The organism is Sphingomonas elodea ATCC 31461 (assembly GCF_000226955.1).
Classification (GTDB): Bacteria; Pseudomonadota; Alphaproteobacteria; order Sphingomonadales; family Sphingomonadaceae; genus Sphingomonas; species Sphingomonas elodea.
On the sequence record NZ_AGFU01000071.1, the window covers coordinates 17,431 to 36,183 of the forward strand.

The 18,753-nt window shown below is 68.5% G+C and carries 21 protein-coding genes and 1 pseudogene; 11 read left to right on the top strand and 11 right to left on the bottom strand.

Annotation, left to right across the window (positions count from 1 at the left end; all coding sequences use genetic code 11):
• Nucleotides 1-95: 95 nt before the first annotated feature.
• Together KK7_RS0117025 and KK7_RS0117030 are read right to left on the bottom strand one after the other, a co-directional pair.
• Nucleotides 96-359 carry a J domain-containing protein gene (locus KK7_RS0117025; RefSeq protein WP_010545853.1) on the bottom strand — a complete coding sequence of 88 codons (264 nt, stop codon included), beginning with the start codon at nucleotides 357-359 and terminating at the stop codon, nucleotides 96-98.
• Nucleotides 359-1,153, bottom strand: a complete 795-nt coding sequence (locus tag KK7_RS0117030; protein ID WP_010545854.1) for a division plane positioning ATPase MipZ — start codon at nucleotides 1,151-1,153, stop codon at nucleotides 359-361. Before KK7_RS0117030 ends, KK7_RS0117025 begins: the two co-directional genes overlap by 1 nt.
• Before the next feature lie 80 nt (nucleotides 1,154-1,233).
• Here KK7_RS0117030 and panC point away from each other — a divergent pair, with 80 nt between their 5' ends.
• Entirely contained in the window at nucleotides 1,234-2,067 is an 834-nt protein-coding gene (panC, locus tag KK7_RS0117035) for a pantoate--beta-alanine ligase (protein WP_010545855.1), read from the top strand.
• An 87-nt stretch (nucleotides 2,068-2,154) separates the two neighbouring features.
• Nucleotides 2,155-2,451, top strand: a complete 297-nt coding sequence (locus KK7_RS0117040; protein ID WP_010545856.1) for an SEL1-like repeat protein — start codon at nucleotides 2,155-2,157, stop codon at nucleotides 2,449-2,451.
• Nucleotides 2,452-2,458: 7 nt separating this feature from the next.
• On the opposite strand, the gene KK7_RS0117045 is transcribed toward KK7_RS0117040, so the two are convergent.
• On the bottom strand, nucleotides 2,459-2,923 hold the full coding sequence (locus KK7_RS0117045; RefSeq protein WP_100207627.1) for a hypothetical protein: 465 nt from the start codon (nucleotides 2,921-2,923) through the stop codon (nucleotides 2,459-2,461).
• Nucleotides 2,924-3,068: 145 nt separating this feature from the next.
• On the opposite strand from KK7_RS0117045, the gene KK7_RS0117050 reads away from it, so the two are divergent.
• Nucleotides 3,069-4,751: a hypothetical protein gene (locus tag KK7_RS0117050; protein WP_010545858.1), complete on the top strand. Its 1,683-nt coding sequence runs from the start codon at nucleotides 3,069-3,071 to the stop codon at nucleotides 4,749-4,751.
• Between the two features lie 7 nt (nucleotides 4,752-4,758).
• Here the strand turns inward: KK7_RS0117050 and ssb are convergent, their stop codons facing one another.
• Nucleotides 4,759-5,340: a single-stranded DNA-binding protein gene (gene ssb, locus KK7_RS0117055; protein WP_010545859.1), complete on the bottom strand. Its 582-nt coding sequence runs from the start codon at nucleotides 5,338-5,340 to the stop codon at nucleotides 4,759-4,761.
• Nucleotides 5,341-5,402: 62 nt separating this feature from the next.
• Between ssb and KK7_RS0117060 the strand changes: the two genes are divergently transcribed.
• The 3 genes from KK7_RS0117060 (at nucleotide 5,403) to KK7_RS0117070 (ending at nucleotide 8,931) form a co-directional block, all read left to right on the top strand.
• Nucleotides 5,403-5,588 (top strand): DUF4169 family protein, encoded by a 186-nt coding sequence (locus KK7_RS0117060; RefSeq protein WP_010545860.1) that lies wholly within the window; start codon nucleotides 5,403-5,405, stop codon nucleotides 5,586-5,588.
• Nucleotides 5,589-5,674: 86 nt separating this feature from the next.
• On the top strand, nucleotides 5,675-8,401 hold the full coding sequence (locus tag KK7_RS0117065) for an ATP-dependent DNA helicase (RefSeq protein WP_010545861.1): 2,727 nt from the start codon (nucleotides 5,675-5,677) through the stop codon (nucleotides 8,399-8,401).
• Nucleotides 8,398-8,931 carry a SixA phosphatase family protein gene (locus KK7_RS0117070; protein WP_010545862.1) on the top strand — a complete coding sequence of 178 codons (534 nt, stop codon included), beginning with the start codon at nucleotides 8,398-8,400 and terminating at the stop codon, nucleotides 8,929-8,931. Before KK7_RS0117065 ends, KK7_RS0117070 begins: the two co-directional genes overlap by 4 nt.
• Nucleotides 8,932-8,934: 3 nt before the next feature.
• On the opposite strand, the gene KK7_RS0117075 is transcribed toward KK7_RS0117070, so the two are convergent.
• The 5 genes and pseudogenes from KK7_RS0117075 to rpmF form a co-directional block, all read right to left on the bottom strand.
• Entirely contained in the window at nucleotides 8,935-9,264 is a 330-nt protein-coding gene (locus tag KK7_RS0117075; protein ID WP_040599004.1) for a MerR family transcriptional regulator, read from the bottom strand.
• Between the two features lie 8 nt (nucleotides 9,265-9,272).
• Nucleotides 9,273-9,572: an integration host factor subunit alpha gene (locus KK7_RS0117080; RefSeq protein ID WP_029623389.1), complete on the bottom strand. Its 300-nt coding sequence runs from the start codon at nucleotides 9,570-9,572 to the stop codon at nucleotides 9,273-9,275.
• 141 nt (nucleotides 9,573-9,713) lie between these two features.
• Nucleotides 9,714-10,685 (bottom strand): beta-ketoacyl-ACP synthase III, encoded by a 972-nt coding sequence (locus tag KK7_RS0117085; protein WP_010545865.1) that lies wholly within the window; start codon nucleotides 10,683-10,685, stop codon nucleotides 9,714-9,716.
• A gap of 21 nt (nucleotides 10,686-10,706) precedes the next feature.
• Nucleotides 10,707-11,739, bottom strand: a pseudogene (gene plsX / locus KK7_RS21050) (phosphate acyltransferase PlsX).
• A gap of 29 nt (nucleotides 11,740-11,768) precedes the next feature.
• Nucleotides 11,769-11,948 carry a 50S ribosomal protein L32 gene (gene rpmF, locus KK7_RS0117095; protein WP_010545868.1) on the bottom strand — a complete coding sequence of 60 codons (180 nt, stop codon included), beginning with the start codon at nucleotides 11,946-11,948 and terminating at the stop codon, nucleotides 11,769-11,771.
• Nucleotides 11,949-12,150: 202 nt separating this feature from the next.
• Between rpmF and KK7_RS0117100 the strand changes: the two genes are divergently transcribed.
• Complete coding sequence (locus KK7_RS0117100) at nucleotides 12,151-12,552, top strand: MAPEG family protein (protein ID WP_010545869.1); 402 nt, start codon at nucleotides 12,151-12,153, stop codon at nucleotides 12,550-12,552.
• Nucleotides 12,553-12,618: 66 nt separating this feature from the next.
• Here the strand turns inward: KK7_RS0117100 and KK7_RS0117105 are convergent, their stop codons facing one another.
• Nucleotides 12,619-13,302: an MBL fold metallo-hydrolase gene (locus tag KK7_RS0117105; RefSeq protein ID WP_010545870.1), complete on the bottom strand. Its 684-nt coding sequence runs from the start codon at nucleotides 13,300-13,302 to the stop codon at nucleotides 12,619-12,621.
• Nucleotides 13,303-13,382: 80 nt separating this feature from the next.
• On the opposite strand from KK7_RS0117105, the gene pabB reads away from it, so the two are divergent.
• From pabB to msrA, 3 genes are read left to right on the top strand one after another with little or no spacing between them, the layout of a single operon-like run.
• Nucleotides 13,383-15,152, top strand: a complete 1,770-nt coding sequence (gene pabB / locus KK7_RS0117110) for an aminodeoxychorismate synthase component I (protein ID WP_010545871.1) — start codon at nucleotides 13,383-13,385, stop codon at nucleotides 15,150-15,152.
• A gap of 34 nt (nucleotides 15,153-15,186) precedes the next feature.
• On the top strand, nucleotides 15,187-16,386 hold the full coding sequence (locus tag KK7_RS0117115; RefSeq protein WP_010545872.1) for a pyridoxal phosphate-dependent aminotransferase: 1,200 nt from the start codon (nucleotides 15,187-15,189) through the stop codon (nucleotides 16,384-16,386).
• Between the two features lie 47 nt (nucleotides 16,387-16,433).
• On the top strand, nucleotides 16,434-17,111 hold the full coding sequence (gene msrA / locus KK7_RS0117120) for a peptide-methionine (S)-S-oxide reductase MsrA (protein ID WP_010545873.1): 678 nt from the start codon (nucleotides 16,434-16,436) through the stop codon (nucleotides 17,109-17,111).
• A gap of 19 nt (nucleotides 17,112-17,130) precedes the next feature.
• Here the strand turns inward: msrA and KK7_RS22055 are convergent, their stop codons facing one another.
• Nucleotides 17,131-17,292 carry a DUF1674 domain-containing protein gene (locus tag KK7_RS22055; RefSeq protein ID WP_010545874.1) on the bottom strand — a complete coding sequence of 54 codons (162 nt, stop codon included), beginning with the start codon at nucleotides 17,290-17,292 and terminating at the stop codon, nucleotides 17,131-17,133.
• 113 nt (nucleotides 17,293-17,405) lie between these two features.
• On the opposite strand from KK7_RS22055, the gene KK7_RS0117130 reads away from it, so the two are divergent.
• Nucleotides 17,406-18,686, top strand: coding sequence for an RsmB/NOP family class I SAM-dependent RNA methyltransferase (locus KK7_RS0117130; protein WP_010545875.1), 1,281 nt, complete (start codon nucleotides 17,406-17,408; stop codon nucleotides 18,684-18,686).
• The last annotated feature ends 67 nt before the right edge of the window (nucleotides 18,687-18,753 follow it).

Below are 18,753 nucleotides of genomic sequence, written 5' to 3' on the forward strand. Positions count from 1 at the left end.
AATGGAAGTTTCAAGACGCGCCGTGCACGGAAAGATTAATAATTTTTGCACTGCAGCATAGTTGCCGGCAAAATGTTACGTGCGGAGGACGGTCCTCAACCGCGCAGCAACGTGTCACGCGCCAGATTGATCCGCCGGGTAAGCTCCGCCGAACCGCCACGATCGGGATGGACCGCCGAAACGAGCCGCCGATGCGCCGCGCGGATCTCGTCCGGCCCCGCCTGTCCGTCCACGCCCAGAATCGCGCGCGCCTCGCCTTCGCCCAGGCGAGGCGGCGGCGCAGGCGGGATCTTCGGCCTGGGCTGCAACCAGCGCCACAGGACATAGAGCAGCGCGGCGACCAGGAGAACCTTCGCCATCAGGCGAACAGCGGCGCGTTGACGTCGGGGAGGGCCAGGCCCGCCATCATCTCGCGCAGCTCCTGCCGCGCCGCGACATGGCTGAGCCCCATTTCGCCGAACTCGCGCGAGTCGAGCATCGTCAGCCCCTGCGGGAACAGTTCGCGATAGATCACGCGTTCTGAAAGTCCCGAAATCACCCGGAAGCCGACGCGCTTGGACAGCTGGTCGATCGCCTCGGACACGCGCTTCATGTTGCGCGCCTCGATATGCTGCATGCGGTTGCGCAGCACCACCCAGTCGATCGTCTCGCCGTCCGCCTTGGCGCGGCGCTTGCGCGATTCCCAGATCATTTCCGAATAGAAGCTGGGCCGCGTCACCCGGAAGCTGTCCGGATCGACCTGGCCGATCAGGTCGAAATCGACGAAGCTGTCGTTCATCGGCGTGACCAGCGTATCGGCGTTGGTGACCGAGATGCGGGCGAACTTGTCGTCGCGGCCGGGCGTGTCGATCACCAGGAAGTCGGCGCCCTCGCCCAGCCGATCGAGCGTTTCGGTGAAGAAGTCCATGCTCTCGCCGTCGTGCGTCTCGTAGACCGGCATCGGCAGGTCGCGGCCGGTACGGCGCATCGTTGCCAGGCGATTGTCGAGATAGCGGCCCATCGTTCGCTGGCGGTGATCCAGATCGAAACAGGCGACACGCGCGCCCTTGAATGCCAGCGCGATCGCGGCGTGAACCGCGGTCGTCGACTTGCCCGTGCCGCCTTTCTCGTTGGCAAAAACCAGCACATGCAGGCGTTTGGCGGGCTGATTCAACGCGGCTATTCCTTCACTTGATCGTAGCGCCTCCCCCCCATAGAAGGCGCCGCTTCCGTTCATATCGAAAGTGCCCAAGCGTGCAAACCGTTCGCCAGATCGACGACCTTCGCAAGGCGCTGGACGCCTTTCGCAGCGAAGGCGCTCGGCTGGCCTTCGTTCCCACCATGGGCGCGCTGCATGACGGGCATATGGCGCTGGTGGAGGCCGCCAAGCGCGCCGGGACCCGGGTGATCGTGTCGATCTTCGTCAATCCGATCCAGTTCGGACCAAATGAGGACCTGGGCAAGTATCCGCGGCGGGAACAGGCCGATTCGCGGATGCTCGCCAATGCGGGGGTGGACCTGCTGTGGATGCCGACGCCCGAGATCATGTACCCGCAAGGCTTTGCTACCACCGTGCGCGTATCCGGCGTCAGCGAACCGCTCGACGGTGCCCATCGCCCCGGCCATTTCGACGGCGTCGCAACGGTGGTCTCGAAGCTGTTCAACCAGGTCCGCCCCGATGTCGCACTCTTCGGGGAGAAGGACTGGCAGCAGCTTCAGGTCATCCGCCGGATGGTCGCCGACCTCGACATGCCCGTCGAGATCCAGGGCGTACCCACCCAGCGCGAGGATGACGGCCTCGCCCTTTCCTCGCGCAACGCCTATCTTATGCCCGAGGATCGCGCCCGTGCGATAGCGCTGCCCCGCGCGCTGGGCGCCGCCGCCAAGACGATCGGCGAGGGCGGCGACCGGGAAGCGGCGCTTGTCCAGGCGCGCGAGTCGCTGGCCGCCGCCGGGTTCGAGATCGACTATGTCGCACTGGTCGATGGCGATTCGCTCGGTGATCCGGTGGACGGCAAGCCGATGCGGCTCCTCGCCGCGGCCCGGATCGGCGGCACCCGCCTGATCGACAATATTCCCGTCCTCTGAAGAACTACGGTTAAGCAGCTTAACCTTTTATTGTCCGTTCGCCCCCAGATTTGGCTCCTGCGAGGGAGCTGAACAGGGAATGCCGCGATGGCGAACAGTGAGAAGAGTGCCCGATTTCTGATCGAAAGCCGCCTGCGCGATGCAGCACGCGGCAGTGCCGATGCCTGTTTCGATCTGGGCGTCGTCTATTCCAGCGGTGCCGAGGGCGTCGCGATCGACCTGGTCGAAGCACATAAATGGTTCAACATCGCCGCGATGACGGGCAGCAGCGAAGCCCAGGCCTGCCGCGCCGAGATCGCCGAGGACATGACCGCGCGCGAGATCATCGAGGCGCAGAAGGCCGCGCGCGCCTGGCTGCGCGGGCTGGAGAGCCGCGCCGCCTGAGCGCCGGTCAGCGGGCCTTGTCTCCCCAACTGATCGTCGCGCGGGTGCGGCCGGCATGTTCGTCCACCACCACGCGCAGGCTGCGTGCCGCCTCTTCGCCTGCCTCGTAGCTGAACGACGTCTCCCGCCGATATTTGAGGCCGGACGCGTTCGCCTGCGCACGCGACCAGCCGAGCACGTCCTTCACGGACGCGTCGCTTTCATAGACCAGGTTGCCGCTGACGTGGCGCCCGTCGAGCCCATCCGGCGCGGCGGTGCAGCTGAGGATGGTGGCGCCTTCATAGACGGGCACGAAGTCGGGCCGGTTGCCGCAATCGACCGCGGCCGCGACATTGGCCGGCACCCCGGACGCGGCCGCCGCGGCGACATTCTGGCCGACGGGATCGTCGGTCGTTCGCTCGCCCCGCCCGCAGGCGGCGAGCACCAGCAATATCGCCCCAGCCGCCCAGCGGCGAACCTCCCCGTTCCGCATCCTGCCCTCCGAACCGTTCGTCTACAGCCTGCAACGGCGGGGCGACGACTTTGCTCCCCGCACACGAAAGCGGCTGACGCACGCGCGCGGTTCGTCTAGCGCAGTTCCATCGCCGCATCGCGAGAACGGGCGGACGAGGGGGGACATGACCGCACGGCATCCGGACAGCGCAGGCGCGAGTGCAACGCCGGTCCGCGCCCTGCTGCCGCTCTTCGGCACGCTGCTGGCGCTGGCCGTGGCGGGCGGGCTGCTCGTCTATGGCGCGGGTCGCGGCATCGATCTGACCGACGAGATCTTTTACCTCGTCTGGGCGCGCGATCCCGAGGCCTACGCGCTGCTCTATCAGCCCTTCGGCTATCTGCTCCACCCGCTCTACGCGCTGGCCGGCGGCGACGTGCAGCGGTACCGGCTGCTCGGCTTCGCGATCACGGCGGGAGCCGGAGCGCTGCTCGGCGCGCACGTGGCGACCGCCCCGGGCGACCGGCTTCGCTTCGCCCTGTTCGGCGCGGCCGCCGCGCTGGTGGTCTATTTTCCCTGGATCGTCACGCCCAGCTACAACTCCACCGCCAATGTCGGCGCCATGCTGGTGCTGGCGGGCGTCGCGATCCTGTGGCGCACGGAGCGACGGCCGGCGGCTGGCGCAGCACGCGTCGTGATCGCGGTCGGGCTCTGCGCCGCCGCCTTCGCCAAGCCGCCGTTGTTCGCGCTGGCCTGCGTGCTGCTGATCCTTCTCGCGGGGGGATCGCTGCGGCATCATCGCAGGCGGAGCGGCGACCTGCTCGTGGCCTTGGCCCTTACCCCGCTGCTGATCAACCTGTTCCTGCCGCTCAACCGCATCCCCGCCCTGCTCGCACGAATTTCGGCCAGCCAGCGCATCCTGGCGCTGCCCAACACGCCGACCCACCTGCCGATCAAGGTGCTGGAGGACTGGGCCGCGGTGCCGCTGCTGCTGAGCGGCGCGACACTGGCGGTGCTGGCCGCGCTGGCGCTGTGGCGGACACGCTGGTCGGCATGGGCGGGCCATGCGGGCATCGCGCTCGCACTGCTCTATCTGGCCCTGACCGTACCCGAGACGCTGGACGGCAGCATTCCCGAATTTCCAGGCCTCGCGCTGATGCTCATCGCCGCAGGCTATGCGGTCCTGGTGGCAAGGCGCGACCTGCTGCTGACCACGCTGCTGATCGTCGCTCCGTTCGCCGTGGCGCTGGGCACGTTCAACAATCAATGGGCACAGCTCGATTTCAGCATGGTGTTCCCGCTGCTCGCGCTGTTCCGGCTGGCGAGCGAGGACCCCGTCCGCTGGCGACAGGGGGCTGCCTATGCGCTGAGCATCGCCGCCGCGCCGCTGCTGTTGCTCGCCGCGGCGCAGTCGCCCTACAGCCTGCCGGCCTCGCTGTTCGCCCAGCGGATCCCGGTGACACACCCGATCACCGGCAGCCGCCTGATGGTGGACGCCGAAACCGCTGCCTTCCTGGGCGCCGCCCACGACCGGGCGGACGGCGCGCTGCTGGTCGATCTCTCGGGAACCGGGCCGGGCGTCGCCGCGGCGCTGGGGGCGAAGGCACCGGTGCTGCTCTGGCTCAATCCGGCGACGGCGACCTGGCCCGATGTCGTGTGGGATCGCCTGAGCGAGGCGGAGCGGACCCGCGCCTGGTTCGTGGTGCCGGTGCTGCCGCTGTTCGCGCCCTCGGGACCGGCGCGGTGGCTAGTCGCACACCGCGGCGCCTATTGCGCCCTGCGGCTGCCCCAGATGACCTTCTGGTGGGAGGAGCGGGCGCTGGAAGTGTGGCGGCCCTGCGCCGCGCCCGCCAAGGGCGCAGGCCGCTGAAGGCCGATCAGAACGGCACGTCGTCGTCCAGATCGTCCGGGAAGCCACCGCCGAAGCCGCCGGCGCTCGACGCACCACCGCCGCTGCGCTGGCCGCCGCCGTTGAAATTGTTGCCGCCGCGACCCGCCGGCGCACCGCCGCCGAAGCCGCCGCCACCGCCGCCGAACGACTCGTCCGCACCCCAGTCATCGCCGCCGCCGCTACGGCCGCCGCCCATGCCACCGCCCTGGCCGCCACCGGGGCCGTCGAGCAGCACCATCTGCGCATTGAAGCCCTGCAGCACGATCTCGGTGGAGTAGCGATCCGCGCCGCTCTGGTCCTGCCACTTGCGGGTCTGCAACTGGCCTTCGAGATACACCTTGCTGCCCTTGCGCAGATAGCGCTCGGCGACATTGGCGAGACCTTCGGAGAAGATCTTCACCGTGTGCCACTCGGTCTTTTCCTTGCGCTCGCCGCTGTTGCGATCCTTCCAGCTCTCCGACGTGGCGATGCGCAGCTCGACCACCTTGCCGCCGTTCTGGAACGCCCGGCTCTCGGGGTCGCGCCCCAGATTGCCGACGAGGATCACCTTGTTGACGCTGCCCGCCATGCTGCAAAAACTCCGATATACGATGGTTCGCCCGCACGAAGGGGCGCTAGAAAGACTCTGGTATGGCCGAGATCATTAACCTGAACAAAGCAAGAAAAGCGAGAGCGAAAGCGTCGGCCGCTGCGGAGGCCGAGGCCAATCGCGCCCGCTTCGGCCGCACCAGGGCGGAAAAGGCGCGGGACGCCGCCGAGGCCGAGCGGAAGGTCCGCACACTCGATCAGGCAAAGCGCGAGACGCCGGACGAATAGCGAGAATCTTCGGTTCGAGGGGTGGATCACTCCGCCGCATTCTCGCTGTCAAACCGGAACGCATCGTGTACAACACTTCCAGTACGATGCAGCCACCGCTCCCCTACCCTGCCCTGCATGCCAGCCATTCCGGCGTGTGGATCGCTACGGCCGAGGGCACACGCGGGCTGAGCCGGGGGGAGGCGATCCGCATTGCCGCCGATACGCCGGTACTGCTGCTAAACGCGCCGCTCGTCGGCCAGCGGCTCGGCCATCCCGAGCTGAGCGGGCTCGACCTCCTTGAGCTGTTCGCGTTTCTCCGGCCCGCCCGCTTCATGGTGCCGACGCCCAAGGGCCTGGCCCGCGCCTGCGGCTTGGAGCCGCCCACGGACGATGCGCACGTCGCCGCCTTCCTGCGCGATGCCGCCACCGCGTTGCTCGCGATCCCCGAGGGCAACTGGCCCGAGCGCGAAGGCGCCTGGCACGGGCTGCAGTCGCTCGGCCGCCTGCGCTGGCCCTGGTCGGCGGTGCTCGGCCAGCGCATCGCCAAGCCCGAGCGCGCCGAGCGCTGGCTCTTCTCCAAGCTCCCCGAATGGGAGGAGAGCGCCCCCCGCCCCGCGCCCCGCACGATCACGTTGAATGCTGCCGACGTGGCAGAACGCCTCGCCCGCCTGACCGGCTCCACCGCCGAACGTCGCCAGGGCCAGCGCGACTATGCCGAGGCGGCCGCGCAGGCCTTCGCCCCGCGCAGCGTGCCGGACACGCCCAACATGGTGCTGGCCGAGGCGGGCACCGGCATCGGCAAGACGCTCGGCTATCTCGCACCCGCCTCGCTCTGGGCGGAGCAGTCCGGCGGGCCGGTCTGGGTCTCCACCTTCACCAAGGCGCTGCAGCGCCAGCTCGGCAACGAGGGCGAGCGACTGTTCCCCGATCCCGTCCAGCGCCGCGCCCGCATCGTCACCCGCAAGGGCCGCGAGAACTACGTCTGCCTGCTCAACCTGGAGGATGCGCTGCAGGGCGGCTTCGCCGGACGCGCCGCGATCCTCGCACAGCTGGTCGCCCGCTGGGCGGCCTTTACCGCCGATGGCGACATGGTGGGCGGTGACCTGCCCGGCTGGCTGCCCACCCTGTTCCGCCGCAACGGCTCGACCGCGCTCACCGATCGGCGTGGCGAGTGCATCTATGCGGGCTGCCCGCACTATCGGAAATGCTTCATCGAGCGCGCCGCCCGGGCGAGCGCGGATGCCGATATCGTCATCGCCAACCATGCGCTGGTGATGGTCAACGCAGCCCGAGGCCGCGAGAACCAGACGCGCCCCACCCGCTACGTGTTCGACGAGGGCCATCACCTGTTCGACGCCGCCGATGCGATGTTCTCGGTCGCGCTGACGGGACAGGAATCGATCGAACTTCGCCGGTGGCTGACCGGCCCCGAATCCGGCTCGCGGGGGCGTCGCCGGGGTCTCGCCGCGCGCCTCTCCGACGTCGCCAGCTATGACGATGCCGGCGGCCGCGCCATTTCCGAAGCCGTCGACGCAGCCCGCGCCCTGCCGAGCGACGGCTGGCTCCAGCGACTGAACGAAGGCGAACCCTTCGGCCCGATCGAGGCCCTGCTCGCAGCGGTGCGGGGCCTCGTCTATGCCCGCGATACCAACGGCTCCACCGACGCGGGCTATGGGCTGGAGACCGAGCTCACCGAACCCGACGCCGCGCTGGTCGAGGCCGCGGGCAACGCCACCGCCGCGCTCGATGCGCTGCTCCGCCCGATGGTGGTGCTCGGCCGCCGGCTGGAGGCGGTGCTCGCCGAAGCGCCCGACTGGATGGACGGCCCGGCCCGCGCCCGCATCGAGGGCGCGATCGCCTCGCTCGGCTGGCGGGTCGACACGGTGGGCGCCTGGCTCGCCCTGATCGCCCGGATCGGCGGTCCGGCCGATCCCGAGTTCGTCGACTGGCTGGCGGTGGACCGCGTCGAGGGCCGCGAGTTCGATATCGGCCTGCATCGCCACTGGCTCGATCCCGCCAAGCCGCTGGCCAAGACGGTGCTGGAACCTGCGCACGGCGTGCTCGTCACCTCGGCGACGCTGCGCGCGGGGGGGGACTGGGACGTGGCCGAGGCGCGCTCGGGCAGCATCCATCTGCTCCGTCCCGCCCAGCGCTTCGCGGCGAAGAGCCCGTTCGACTATCCCAACCAGGCCGAGGTGCTGATCGTCACCGACGTCAAACGCGGCGACCTGCCCGCGCTTGCCAATGCCTATGCCCGGCTGATCGCGGCCGCGGGCGGCGGCACGCTCGGGCTGTTCACCGCGATCCGGCGGCTGCGCGCGGTCCATGCCCGCATCGCCGATCGGCTCGCGCGCGACGGGCTGCCGCTGCTCGCCCAGCATGTCGACCCGATCGACACCGGCACGCTGGTCGACATCTTCCGCGACGACCCTCGCGCCTCGCTCATCGGCACCGATGCCCTTCGGGATGGCGTGGACGTACCCGGCGATTCGCTGCGGCTGGTGGTGATGGAGGGTGTGCCCTGGCCCAAGCCGAGCGTGCTCCACGCCGCCCGGCGGCTGGCCGGCGGCGGCTCTGCGTATGACGACCGCATCGTCCGGGCGCGGCTGGCCCAGGCGTTCGGCCGGCTGATCCGCCGCGCCGACGATCGCGGTGCCTTCGTCCTGCTATCCGCCGCCACGCCGTCGCGGCTGCTGGACGCCTTTCCGCCGGGTACGCGGATCACGCGCACGACGCTGGATCAGGTGGTCGAACGGGTTCGGCTTTCCTTGGGCGCCGGCTTGCGGCATGAGGCAGGCGAAGCTGCCAGCGTTCACATCGGGGAAGCATGAAGACCCTTCTCGTCCTCCGCCACGCCAAGTCCGGTTGGGACGATCCGGTCGCCCGCGATTTCGATCGGCCGCTCAATCCCAAGGGCCAGCGCGCCGCGATGGCGATAGGCCGGTACCTGCGCGACCAGGGGCTGCGCTTCGATCACGCCATCGCCTCGCCGGCGGTGCGGGTACAGGAGACGCTGGCGCAGGTGGCGCATGGCTATGGCACGGCGATCGCGCCGGTGTGGGATCAGAAGCTCTACCTCGCCTCGCTCGGCACGCTGCTCGACGCCATCGAGGACCTGCCGGACACCGCCGGCACGGTGCTGCTCTCGGGGCACAATCCGGGGCTGGAAGAGCTGGTACTCGACCGGGTGACCGAAGACGGTCCGCTGCGCGACGAAGTCGAACGAAAGTTTCCCACGGCATCGCTGGCGGAATTGCGCTTCGACGTGGACGCATGGCGGCAGGTGCCGCGCGCGAGCGCCGAACTCGTTCGGTTCGTGCGCCCGCGCGATCTGGACCCCAGCCTGGGGCCCGATGGCTGACGGTCAGCGATCGGCGTCCAGCGCCTCGGCCAGGGAGTCGCGGATCGCCTGCAGTTCGGCAGTGCGGTTCTTGCCGCGTGCCGCCTTTTCTTCCGCGAGCAGTCGCTGGACGCCACGGATGGTATAGCCCTCTTCGCTGAGGAGCTGGTGGATGCGGCGCACCAGCGCCACGTCGTCGGGTCGATAATACCGGCGGTTGCCCGCACGGGTGAGCGGCTTCAGCTGGGGAAAACGCGTTTCCCAATAGCGCAAGATATGCTGGGGCCTGCCGATTTCAGCGGCGAGCTCACCAATGGTTCGCAACGCGCCGGCGGCTTTCTCAGTCGCCGGCATGTCGGGTCTCAGCGCGCAGAGACGATGCGATCACGCATCATCTGGCTGGCGCGGAAGGTGAGCACGCGGCGGGGGGCGATCGGCACTTCGACGCCGGTCTTGGGGTTACGGCCGATCCGCTCGCCCTTGTCGCGCAGCACAAAGCTGCCGAAGCCCGAGATCTTGACGTTCTCGCCCTTCGCAAGTGCGTTGCACATGTGGCCCAGGATCTGCTCTACGATGCGCGAGGCGTCGGCACGCGAAAGCCCCACTTCGCGATGCAGCGATTCAGCCAAGTCCGCTCTGGTCAGCGTTCCCGCAGCACTCATTCGGCACTTCCTTTCCTTACCTAAGGTACCCGTATCAGATTGTTACGCGCTATCAAGTTTGATGTTGAAGCCTTAGCAACGCCTCAGACATATACTGGAAAAACACGTATCTGATCCAAATTGGGTTATATCTCGAGGGGGTCAGAAGCGTATGACGGCGGCACCCCAGGTGAAGCCGCCGCCCATCGCCTCGAGCACCAGCAGGTCGCCGCGCTGGATGCGTCCGTCCCGCACTGCGACATCAAGGGCGAGCGGCACCGAGGCGGCGGACGTGTTGGCATGGCGATCGACGGTGACGATCACCTTTTCCGGCGCGAGATCGAGCTTGCGCGCCGTTGCATCGAGGATGCGGGCATTGGCCTGGTGCGGCACCACCCAGTCGACGTCGCCGGGCTCGAGACCGGCCGCGGCCAGCGATTCCTGCATCACCGAGGCCAGGTTGGTCACGGCGTGACGAAAGACCTCGCGGCCCTTCATCCGCAGCTTGCCGACCGTGCCGGTGGTCGAGGGTCCGCCATCGACATAGAGCAGGTCGTTGTAGCGGCCGTCGGCATGAAGCTTGGTGGCAAGGATGCCCTGCGGCGCGTCACCCTCGGTATCCTGCGCCTCCAGCACGATCGCACCCGCACCGTCGCCGAACAGCACGCAGGTGGTGCGGTCTTCCCAGTCGAGGATGCGGCTGAACGTCTCGGCGCCGATCACCAGCGCGCGGCGATGGACGCCGGCCCGCAGCATCGAATCGGCGACCTGCACCGCATAGAGGAAGCCCGAGCACACCGCCGCCACGTCGAAAGCGACGCAATCCAGGATGCCGAGCGCGTTCTGCACCCGCGTCGCAGTGGCCGGGAAGGTCTGGTCGGGGGTCGCGGTGGCGAGCACGATCAGGTCGATCGAGGCAGCCTCCACACCGGCGGACTCGAGGGCTGCCCGCGCCGCACCGGCGGCAAGCGTACCCGTGGTTTCCTCCGGCCCGGCGATGTGGCGGAAGCGGATCCCGGTCCGCTCGACGATCCATTCGTCGCTGGTATCGACGCGCTCCGCCAGCTCCGCGTTGGAAACACGCTGCGCCGGCAGGGCGGACCCCGTGCCGAGAATCACCGAACGTACGGTCATGCGACCCCTTCTACCTCGTACTTACGCGGCCTTGGCCTCGAAGTTCCCCAGATCCTCGGCAATGCGCCGGGTCAGTTCGTCGCGCACCATCTTGGCGGCGAAGCCGATCGCGGTATCCACGCCCACTTCGTTCGCGCCGCCATGGCTCTTCACGACGATGCCGTTCAGCCCGAGGAAAACGGCACCATTATTGGTTGTTCGGGTCGAGATGGTGGCGCAGCAGCTCGGTCGCCGGCTTCGAGATCAGGAAGCCGAGCTTGGAGCGCAGCGAAGAACTGAACGCACGGCGCAGCAGGTCCGCCACGAAGCGCGCGGTGCCCTCGGCGGTCTTGAGCGCGATATTGCCCGAGAAACCGTCGCAGACGATCACGTCGACATCGCCGCGCGACAGCCGATTGCCTTCGATGAAGCCGGTGAATTCGAGCGGCAGGTGCTTGGCCGCACGCAGCTGGGCGGCAGCATCGCGGATGCTGTCGGTGCCCTTCATCTCTTCGGTGCCGATATTGAGCAGCGCCACGCGCGGACGCGCGAGATCGAGCGCGGTGCGCGCATAGGCTGCGCCCATGACCGCGAACTGCACCAGGTTGCGCTCGTCCACCTCGGTATTGGCACCGAGATCGAGCATCACCGTGTCGGTGGCACCCAGCGACGGCAGCAAGGCAGCGAGTGCCGGCCGGTCGATCCCCGCCATGGTGCGGAGCGACAGCTTGGCCATCGCCATCAAGGCGCCGGTATTGCCGGAGGATACGGCCGCGCCGGCACGCCCCTGCTTCACCAGATCGATGGCAATGCCCATCGAGGTGGTCTTGGCACGGCGGATCGCCTGGCTCGGCTTGGCATCGGCCGCAACGACTTCGGCCGCGTGCACGATCTCGCACGCGGCTGCCAGATGCGGATGTGCCTGAAGGCCATCACGGATGCGCGACTCGTCGCCGACGAGGAGAAATTCCATCCCCTCGAAGCGACGACAGGCACGTGCGGCGCCGGCGAGCATGACGGCGACCCCCTCGTCGCCGCCCATTGCATCGACGGCGATCCGCGAGGGAACAGTCATACCGGCAACCCCCCGTTGCGGAACGTCGCTCAGCCCTCGACCGAAACGATCTCGCGGCCGTTATAGTGGCCGCAAGCGTTGCACAGGTTGTGCGGACGCTTGAGTTCGCCGCAGTTCGGGCACTCCTGGAACGATTCGACAGTCAGCGCATCGTGCGAACGACGCATGCCACGCTTCGACGGCGAGGTCTTTCTCTTAGGAACGGCCATTTCGGCACCTTCAACAAGCTAATGAATCAATAAGTCGCGATACGCCCACAGGGTTGTTCGGGCAAGCGACGGCTAGGCCGGCCGCTCGCCGGACCAGCGGACAGGTCACGAAGCGAGCCCGCGCGTATAGCGATTCTCGTCCGCGTTGCAAGCAGAAGCCGCGCGTGGCAGGGGTTCACGCCTTGGTTTTAGGGGGACGCCCATGTTTTTTCTGCCGGTTACACTCACCAGCGCGGGCGCTGCGGCGCTGATCAACCTGTGGCTGGCGATTCGCGTCATCCAGATTCGAAGGGCCGAGAAGGTCTTGACCGGCGATGGCGGCAGCCCGCGGCTGATCGCGCGCATGCGCGCGCAGATGAATTTCGTCGAATACACGCCCTTCGTGCTGATCCTGATCGGCCTGATCGAACTGGCGCAGGGCACGCAATTCTATCTGTGGGTTGTCGCTGCGGTCTATCTGCTCGGCCGCGTGCTGCATGGATTCGGCATGGACGGATGGCGGCGCGGTCGCGAAATCGGCGCGCTCACCACCTTCCTGATCGTCGCGGGGCTCGGCCTCTATGCCGCGTGGCTCGGCTATATGGGGTCAAACCCGCTTCATTGACCGCTACCGCCCACCGTCATCCCGGCCAACACCGGGGTGACGGCAAAATGGGGTGTTGCCTCAGACTCAGGCGCGCGCCAGCACCGAATCGGCGACAAACGGATTGGTGCGCCGCTCCTGACCGAAATTGCTCGGCTGGCCGTGGCCGGGGACGAACACCGTCTCGTCGCCCAGCGGCCAAAGCCGGGTGGTGATCGCGTCGATCAAATCCTGATGGTTGCCCAGCGGGAAGTCGGTCCGCCCGATCGAGCCCTGGAACAGCACATCCCCGACGATCGCCAGCCGCGATTCGGGATGGTGGAAGACGACATGCCCCGGCGTGTGGCCGGGGGAATGATATACGTCGAGCACCAGCTCGCCCACCGTCACCTGGTCGCCCTGCTCCAGCCACCGGCTCGGTTCGAACGGCCTGCCCGTCACGCCATAGTCGCGGCCGTCATCGGCTAGCCGGGCGATCCAGAAGCGGTCCGCCTCGTGCGGCCCCTCGATCGGGACGCCGAGTTCCTCCGCGAAGATGCCGGCCGATCCGCAATGGTCGATATGCCCGTGGGTGATCAGCAGCTTCTCGATGGTGACACCATGCTGCTCGGCCGCCGCGCGCAGGCGGTCCAGGTCTCCGCCGGGATCGACGAAGGCGCCGCGCATCGTCTTGGTGCACCAGAGCAAGGTGCAGTTCTGCTGGAGCCGCGTGACCGGCACGATCGCCGCACGAAGCGGCGGCTGGGCAGTGGAAGCATCGGGGTTCGCCATCGCTCCCCGCTACCGCGCGCGCGCGCCTACGGCAACCAAGGCTTGCCCAATCCGGCCGACACCTGCATGCGAGTCGGCCGATGGTCCTACGTCCCCCCTTCGTCCTGCTCGACGACGCGCGTGCCGATGGACGCGGCGCGCGGCTCTATGTCGACCCGGTAGAGATCGTACAGGCCGACCGCCTGGACGCGATCCCCGCCGCGCTCGATCGCCTGCGCCGTGCCGCAGCCCAAGGCCTCGATGCGGCGGGCATGCTCGCCTATGAGGCGGGCCCGGCGCTGGAGCCCGCCGCGCCGGCCCGCGATGCCGGCGGACCGCTGCTCTGGTTCGGCCTGTTCCGGGGCCATCGTCGCCTTGCCGCCGAGCAGGTCCCCACGCTGCTGCCCGATCCTGCCGGTGCCTGGGCCGCCCCGCCGCGCCCGCTGCTTGGCCGGGCCGCCTATGGCAACGCCCTCGCGCGCGTGCTCGGCTATATAGAAGCCGGCGACATCTATCAGGCCAACCTCACCTTCCGCGCCGAGGTTCCGATCGCCGGCCACCCGGCGGCACTCTATGCACTTCTCCGCGCCCGCGCCGCCGCCGGGCACGGCGCGCTGGTCGCGACCGGGGATGCATGGCTGCTCAGCCTCTCCCCCGAGCTCTTCTTCACCCTGGAAGACCGGACCCTCACCGCGAGGCCGATGAAGGGCACGGTGCGCCGCGATCCCGATCCGGCCGAAGACGAGGCGCTCGCCTTATCCCTTCGCGCGGACCCGAAGCAGCGCGCCGAAAACCTGATGATCGTCGATCTGATGCGCAACGATCTCGGACGCGTGGCGAAGCCGGGCAGCGTGGCGGTGCCGCAGCTCTTTGCGGTGGAGACCTACCCCACCGTCCATCAGATGACCTCCACCGTCACCGCCCGCCTGGCCGACGGGCTCGGAGCCGTCGACGCGCTTGCCGCGTTGTTCCCGTGCGGATCGGTCACCGGCGCCCCGAAGATCCGCGCAATGCAGGTGATTGCCGAAGTCGAACCCGATGCGCGCAGCGTCTATACGGGATCGGTAGGGAGGATCGACGCGGATGGCCAGGCCGAGTTCAACGTCGCGATCCGCACCCTCGCCATTGACGCTGCGGGACGAGCCACGCTCGGGCTGGGATCGGGCGTCGTTGCCGATTCGAATGCCGACAGCGAATGGAGCGAGTGTCTCGCCAAGGGGGCGTTCGTGACCGCAGGCGAACAAGGCTTCGACCTGATCGAGACGATGCGCTTCGATCCCGAAGATGGAATCCTGCTGCTCGAACGCCATCTCGAGCGGATTCGCGTCAGCGCCGCGACCTTCGGCTTCCCGTTCGACCGCCACATCGTCCGCAACGAGCTGCAGGCCGCCACCTTCCGGCTGCGCGAGCCCGCCAAGGTCCGGCTGCTGATCGGCCCGTCCGGCGCGGTTGCCATCGGCATCGCCCCGCTCCCCGCGCCGATATCCCAGCCGGTAAAGGTCCGGATCGTGCCCCATCTGGTGCCGCGCGAGGATTTTCGTCTCGCCCACAAGACCACCCGCCGGTCGATCTACGATGCCCCGCGCCGCGCCGCCGGCACCTGGGACGTACTGTTCACCGACGCCGAAGGATTCCTGACCGAAGGCAGCTTTACCTCGCTGTTCGTACAGCGGGGAGACGTGCTGGTGACGCCGCCGCTCTCGCGGGGGCTGCTCCCGGGGGTGCTCCGCGCAGAGCTGCTCGCCACCGGCCGCGCGGTGGAAGGCGACCTGCGCCCGGAGGATCTTGCCCACGGATTCCTGCTCGGCAACGCACTGCGCGGACTGGTTGCAGCGGTTACAGTTGCGGAAAGCGCCGAAGCGGACCTATAGGCGCGCATCTTTCCCGGAAAAGGCGTCCAGACTCATGCAGACCTCCGCCGCGCTCCAGCGCATCCAGCCCTCCGCCACGCTCGCCATGACCAGCCGCGTGTTCGAGCTGAAGCGTCAGGGTGTCGATGTGATCGGCCTGGGCGCCGGCGAGCCCGATTTCGACACGCCCGACTTCGTCAAGGAAGCCGCGATCGAGGCGATCCGCAGCGGCAAGACCAAATATACCAATGTCGACGGCACGCCCGAGCTGAAGGAAGCCGTGATCCAAAAGTTCAAGCGCGACAATGGCTTGGACTATACCGCACAGCAGGTCACGATCAATGTCGGCGGCAAGCACACGCTGTTCAATGCGATCGTCGCCACGGTGGAAGCCGGCGACGAGGTCATCGTTCCCGCACCGTATTGGGTCAGCTATCCTGACGTAATTCAGTTCGCGGGCGGCACGCCCGTGTTCATCGCCGCCGGCGCCGAGCAGCAGTACAAGATCACCCCGGCCCAGCTGGAGGCGGCGATCACGTCCAGGACCAAGTGGGTAATTCTCAACTCGCCGTCCAACCCCACCGGTGCCGCCTATTCGGCCGCCGAGCTCAAGGCGCTGGGCGAGGTGATCGAGCGCCACCCGCATGTCTGGGTGTTCGCCGACGACATGTACGAGCACATCCTGTACGACGGCTTCGAATTCGCCACGATCGCGCAGGTCTGCCCGTCGCTCTACGAGCGCACGCTCACCGTCAACGGCTGCTCCAAGGCCTATGCGATGACCGGCTGGCGGATCGGCTTCGCCGGCGGCCCGGCACCGCTGATCAAGGCGATCGCCAAGCTCCAGTCGCAGTCGACCTCGAACCCCTGCTCGATCGCCCAGGCGGCGGCCGTCGCGGCGCTGACCGGCGACCAGGGCTTCCTCAAGGACCGCGCCGCCGCTTTCCAGACGCGCCGCGACCTCGTCGTCGGCATGCTGAACGACATCGAGGGCATGACCTGCCCGACGCCGGAAGGCGCCTTCTACGTCTATCCGGAATTCAGCGCGCTGATCGGCAAGACCACCCCCAAGGGCAAGGTGATCGCGACCGACGAGGACATGATCGGCTATTTCCTCGACGACGCCCGCGTCGCGGCGGTGCACGGCGCAGCGTTCGGCCTGTCGCCGGCGATGCGGATCAGCTATGCGACCTCCGAGGCGCTGCTCCGCGAAGCCTGCACCCGCATCCAGACGGCCTGCGCCGAGCTGCGCTGATCGGAGATCGTAACGCGGGGGCCGCACCGGCCGTATGAAGGGCTGACATGACCCGAAGCACGTTGAAGCTCCCGCTCTCCCTTGCCGCCCTTGCCGGTGGCGCGTTCCTGCTCATCGCCGCCGGTGGCCTTCGAATCGAGAAGGTAACGGCGGTGCAGCTGCCGCTGCCCGCAATCGACGTGTCCAAGGCAAAGAAGCCGCAGACCGCGGTATTCGCCGGCGGCTGCTTCTGGGGCATGGAGGCGGTGTTCCAGTCGGTGAAGGGCGTCCAGTCGGTGACCAATGGCTACGCCGGGGGCACCGCCGGCACCGCCACCTATGCGCAGGTCTCGACCGAGAAGACCGGCCATGCCGAGGCGGTGAAGATCGTCTATGATCCCACCCGGGTCAGCTACGGCACGCTGCTGCGCGTCTATTTCTCGGTGGCGCACGACCCGACGCAAAAGGGCGGCCAGGGCCCCGATCGTGGCCCCAGCTATCGCAGCGCGATCTTCCCGCAAAATGCCGAGCAGCGCCGCGTCGCCGAGGCCTATATCGCGCAGTTGGGTCGAGCAAAGGCCTTCCCCAAGCCGATCACAACCAGGCTGGAGACCGGCGGCTTCTATGCGGCCGAGGCCTACCACCAGGACTTTTTCTGGCGGCACCCGACCCATCCCTATATCATGCGCTGGGACAAGCCGAAGGTCGCCGCCTTCCGCGCCGCCTTCCCGCAGCTGGCGAACTGACCAGGCGGGCGCATCGCGATCAGAAATCGATCGCGATGCCCTTCAGCTCCCAGTCGCCGTATCGGACGGGATCCTTGGCCAGCGGGTCCTTCTCGGGCCGCTGCATCGGCTCTGGTTTCGGTACCGGCGGGCTCTTCGAGAGATAGGCCGGGGGCTGCACATGGTCGGGTCGCTTGCCCATCGGGATTGCCTTCCTTGGTTGCCCGGCCCATGTCGGCGCCCAAAGGAGCATGGTCAAGTGAACGGTTGGGTAGCGCACGCACGAGCAGAACATCGCAAGGGAGTGCGCTGACCATGGCCCGCCCGAACACGCGCCGCGCGCCCGAGCGCGAGCCCGACGCCCCCGGTGTCCCCGCCCGCCGCGCCGCGCTCAAGCTGCTGGACGCGGTGCTCCGCCGTGGACTTGCGCTGGAACAGGCGCTCGACTCCGCCGCGCAGGGGCTGGCCCCCAACGACCGCGGCCTCGCCCATGCCATCGCCGCCGAGGCGCTGCGCCGCCTGCCCGATCTCGACGCGCTGATCGATTCCGCGACCCGCCAGCGCCTGCCGGACGACGCCAAGGCGCGCTTCGCGCTGCGGATCGCGCTGGTCCAGGCGATCGCGCTGGGCACCCCAGGCCATGCCGCGATCTCGACGGTGCTGCCGCTGGTCGATGGCGGCCCCCGCAAGCTCGTCCACGGCGTGTTCGGCACGCTGATGCGTGGGCATGCGACGCTGCCCGACGTGCCGGTGCTGCCCGATCCGGTGGCGCTGCGCTGGCAGGCGCAGTGGGGCGACGCGGTGGTCCAGGCCGCCTGCGAGGCCATCGCCACCCCGCCGCCGCTCGACCTGAGCCTGAAGACCGACGGCGGGACGGTGGAAGGCGCAACCGGCCTCGCCCCGCGCCACGCCCGGCTCGACCCCGGCACCAGCGTGCCCGACCTCCCCGGCTTCGCCGAGGGCGACTGGTGGGTGCAGGACCTCGCCGCCTCGATTCCCGCCCGGCTGATCGGGGCCGGCACCGGCACCGTGCTGGACCTTTGCGCCGCCCCTGGCGGGAAGACGCTCCAGCTCGCCGCCGCCGGCTGGCAGGTGACCGCGGTCGACGTCGCCGAGAACCGCCTCGCCCGCCTTCGCGAGAATCTGGAGCGCACCGGCCTCTCGGCGCGGATCGTCACCGCCGACCTGCTGTCGTGGAGCCCGGCCGCCCCCGCCGATGCGGTGCTGCTCGACGCGCCGTGCAGCGCCACCGGCATCTTCCGCCGCCATCCGGACGTGCTCCACCGCGTACGCCCCTCGCTGATCGCCGAGATGGCCGAGCTGCAGGCCAAGCTACTGGACCGCGCCGCCGCATGGGTGAAGCCCGGCGGCACATTGGTCTTCGCCACCTGCTCGCTCGAGCCCAGGGAGGGCGAAGCGCATCTCGCCCCCTTCCTCGCCGCGCATCCCGAGTTCGAACTGGTGCCGGCCACCGCGGACGAACTCCCCGCCGGCATTGCGCCGCGCGAGGATGGTTCGGTCCGCGTCCTGCCGGGCATGCTCGCCGATCAGGGCGGGCTCGACGGTTTCTTCATCGCCCGTTTCCGCCGCCGCTGATCGCGCTTCCGGGGCCCTTCGTCCCGCCTGTGCAGCAAGCTGTGGATAAGCCTGTGGAGAAGCGGTG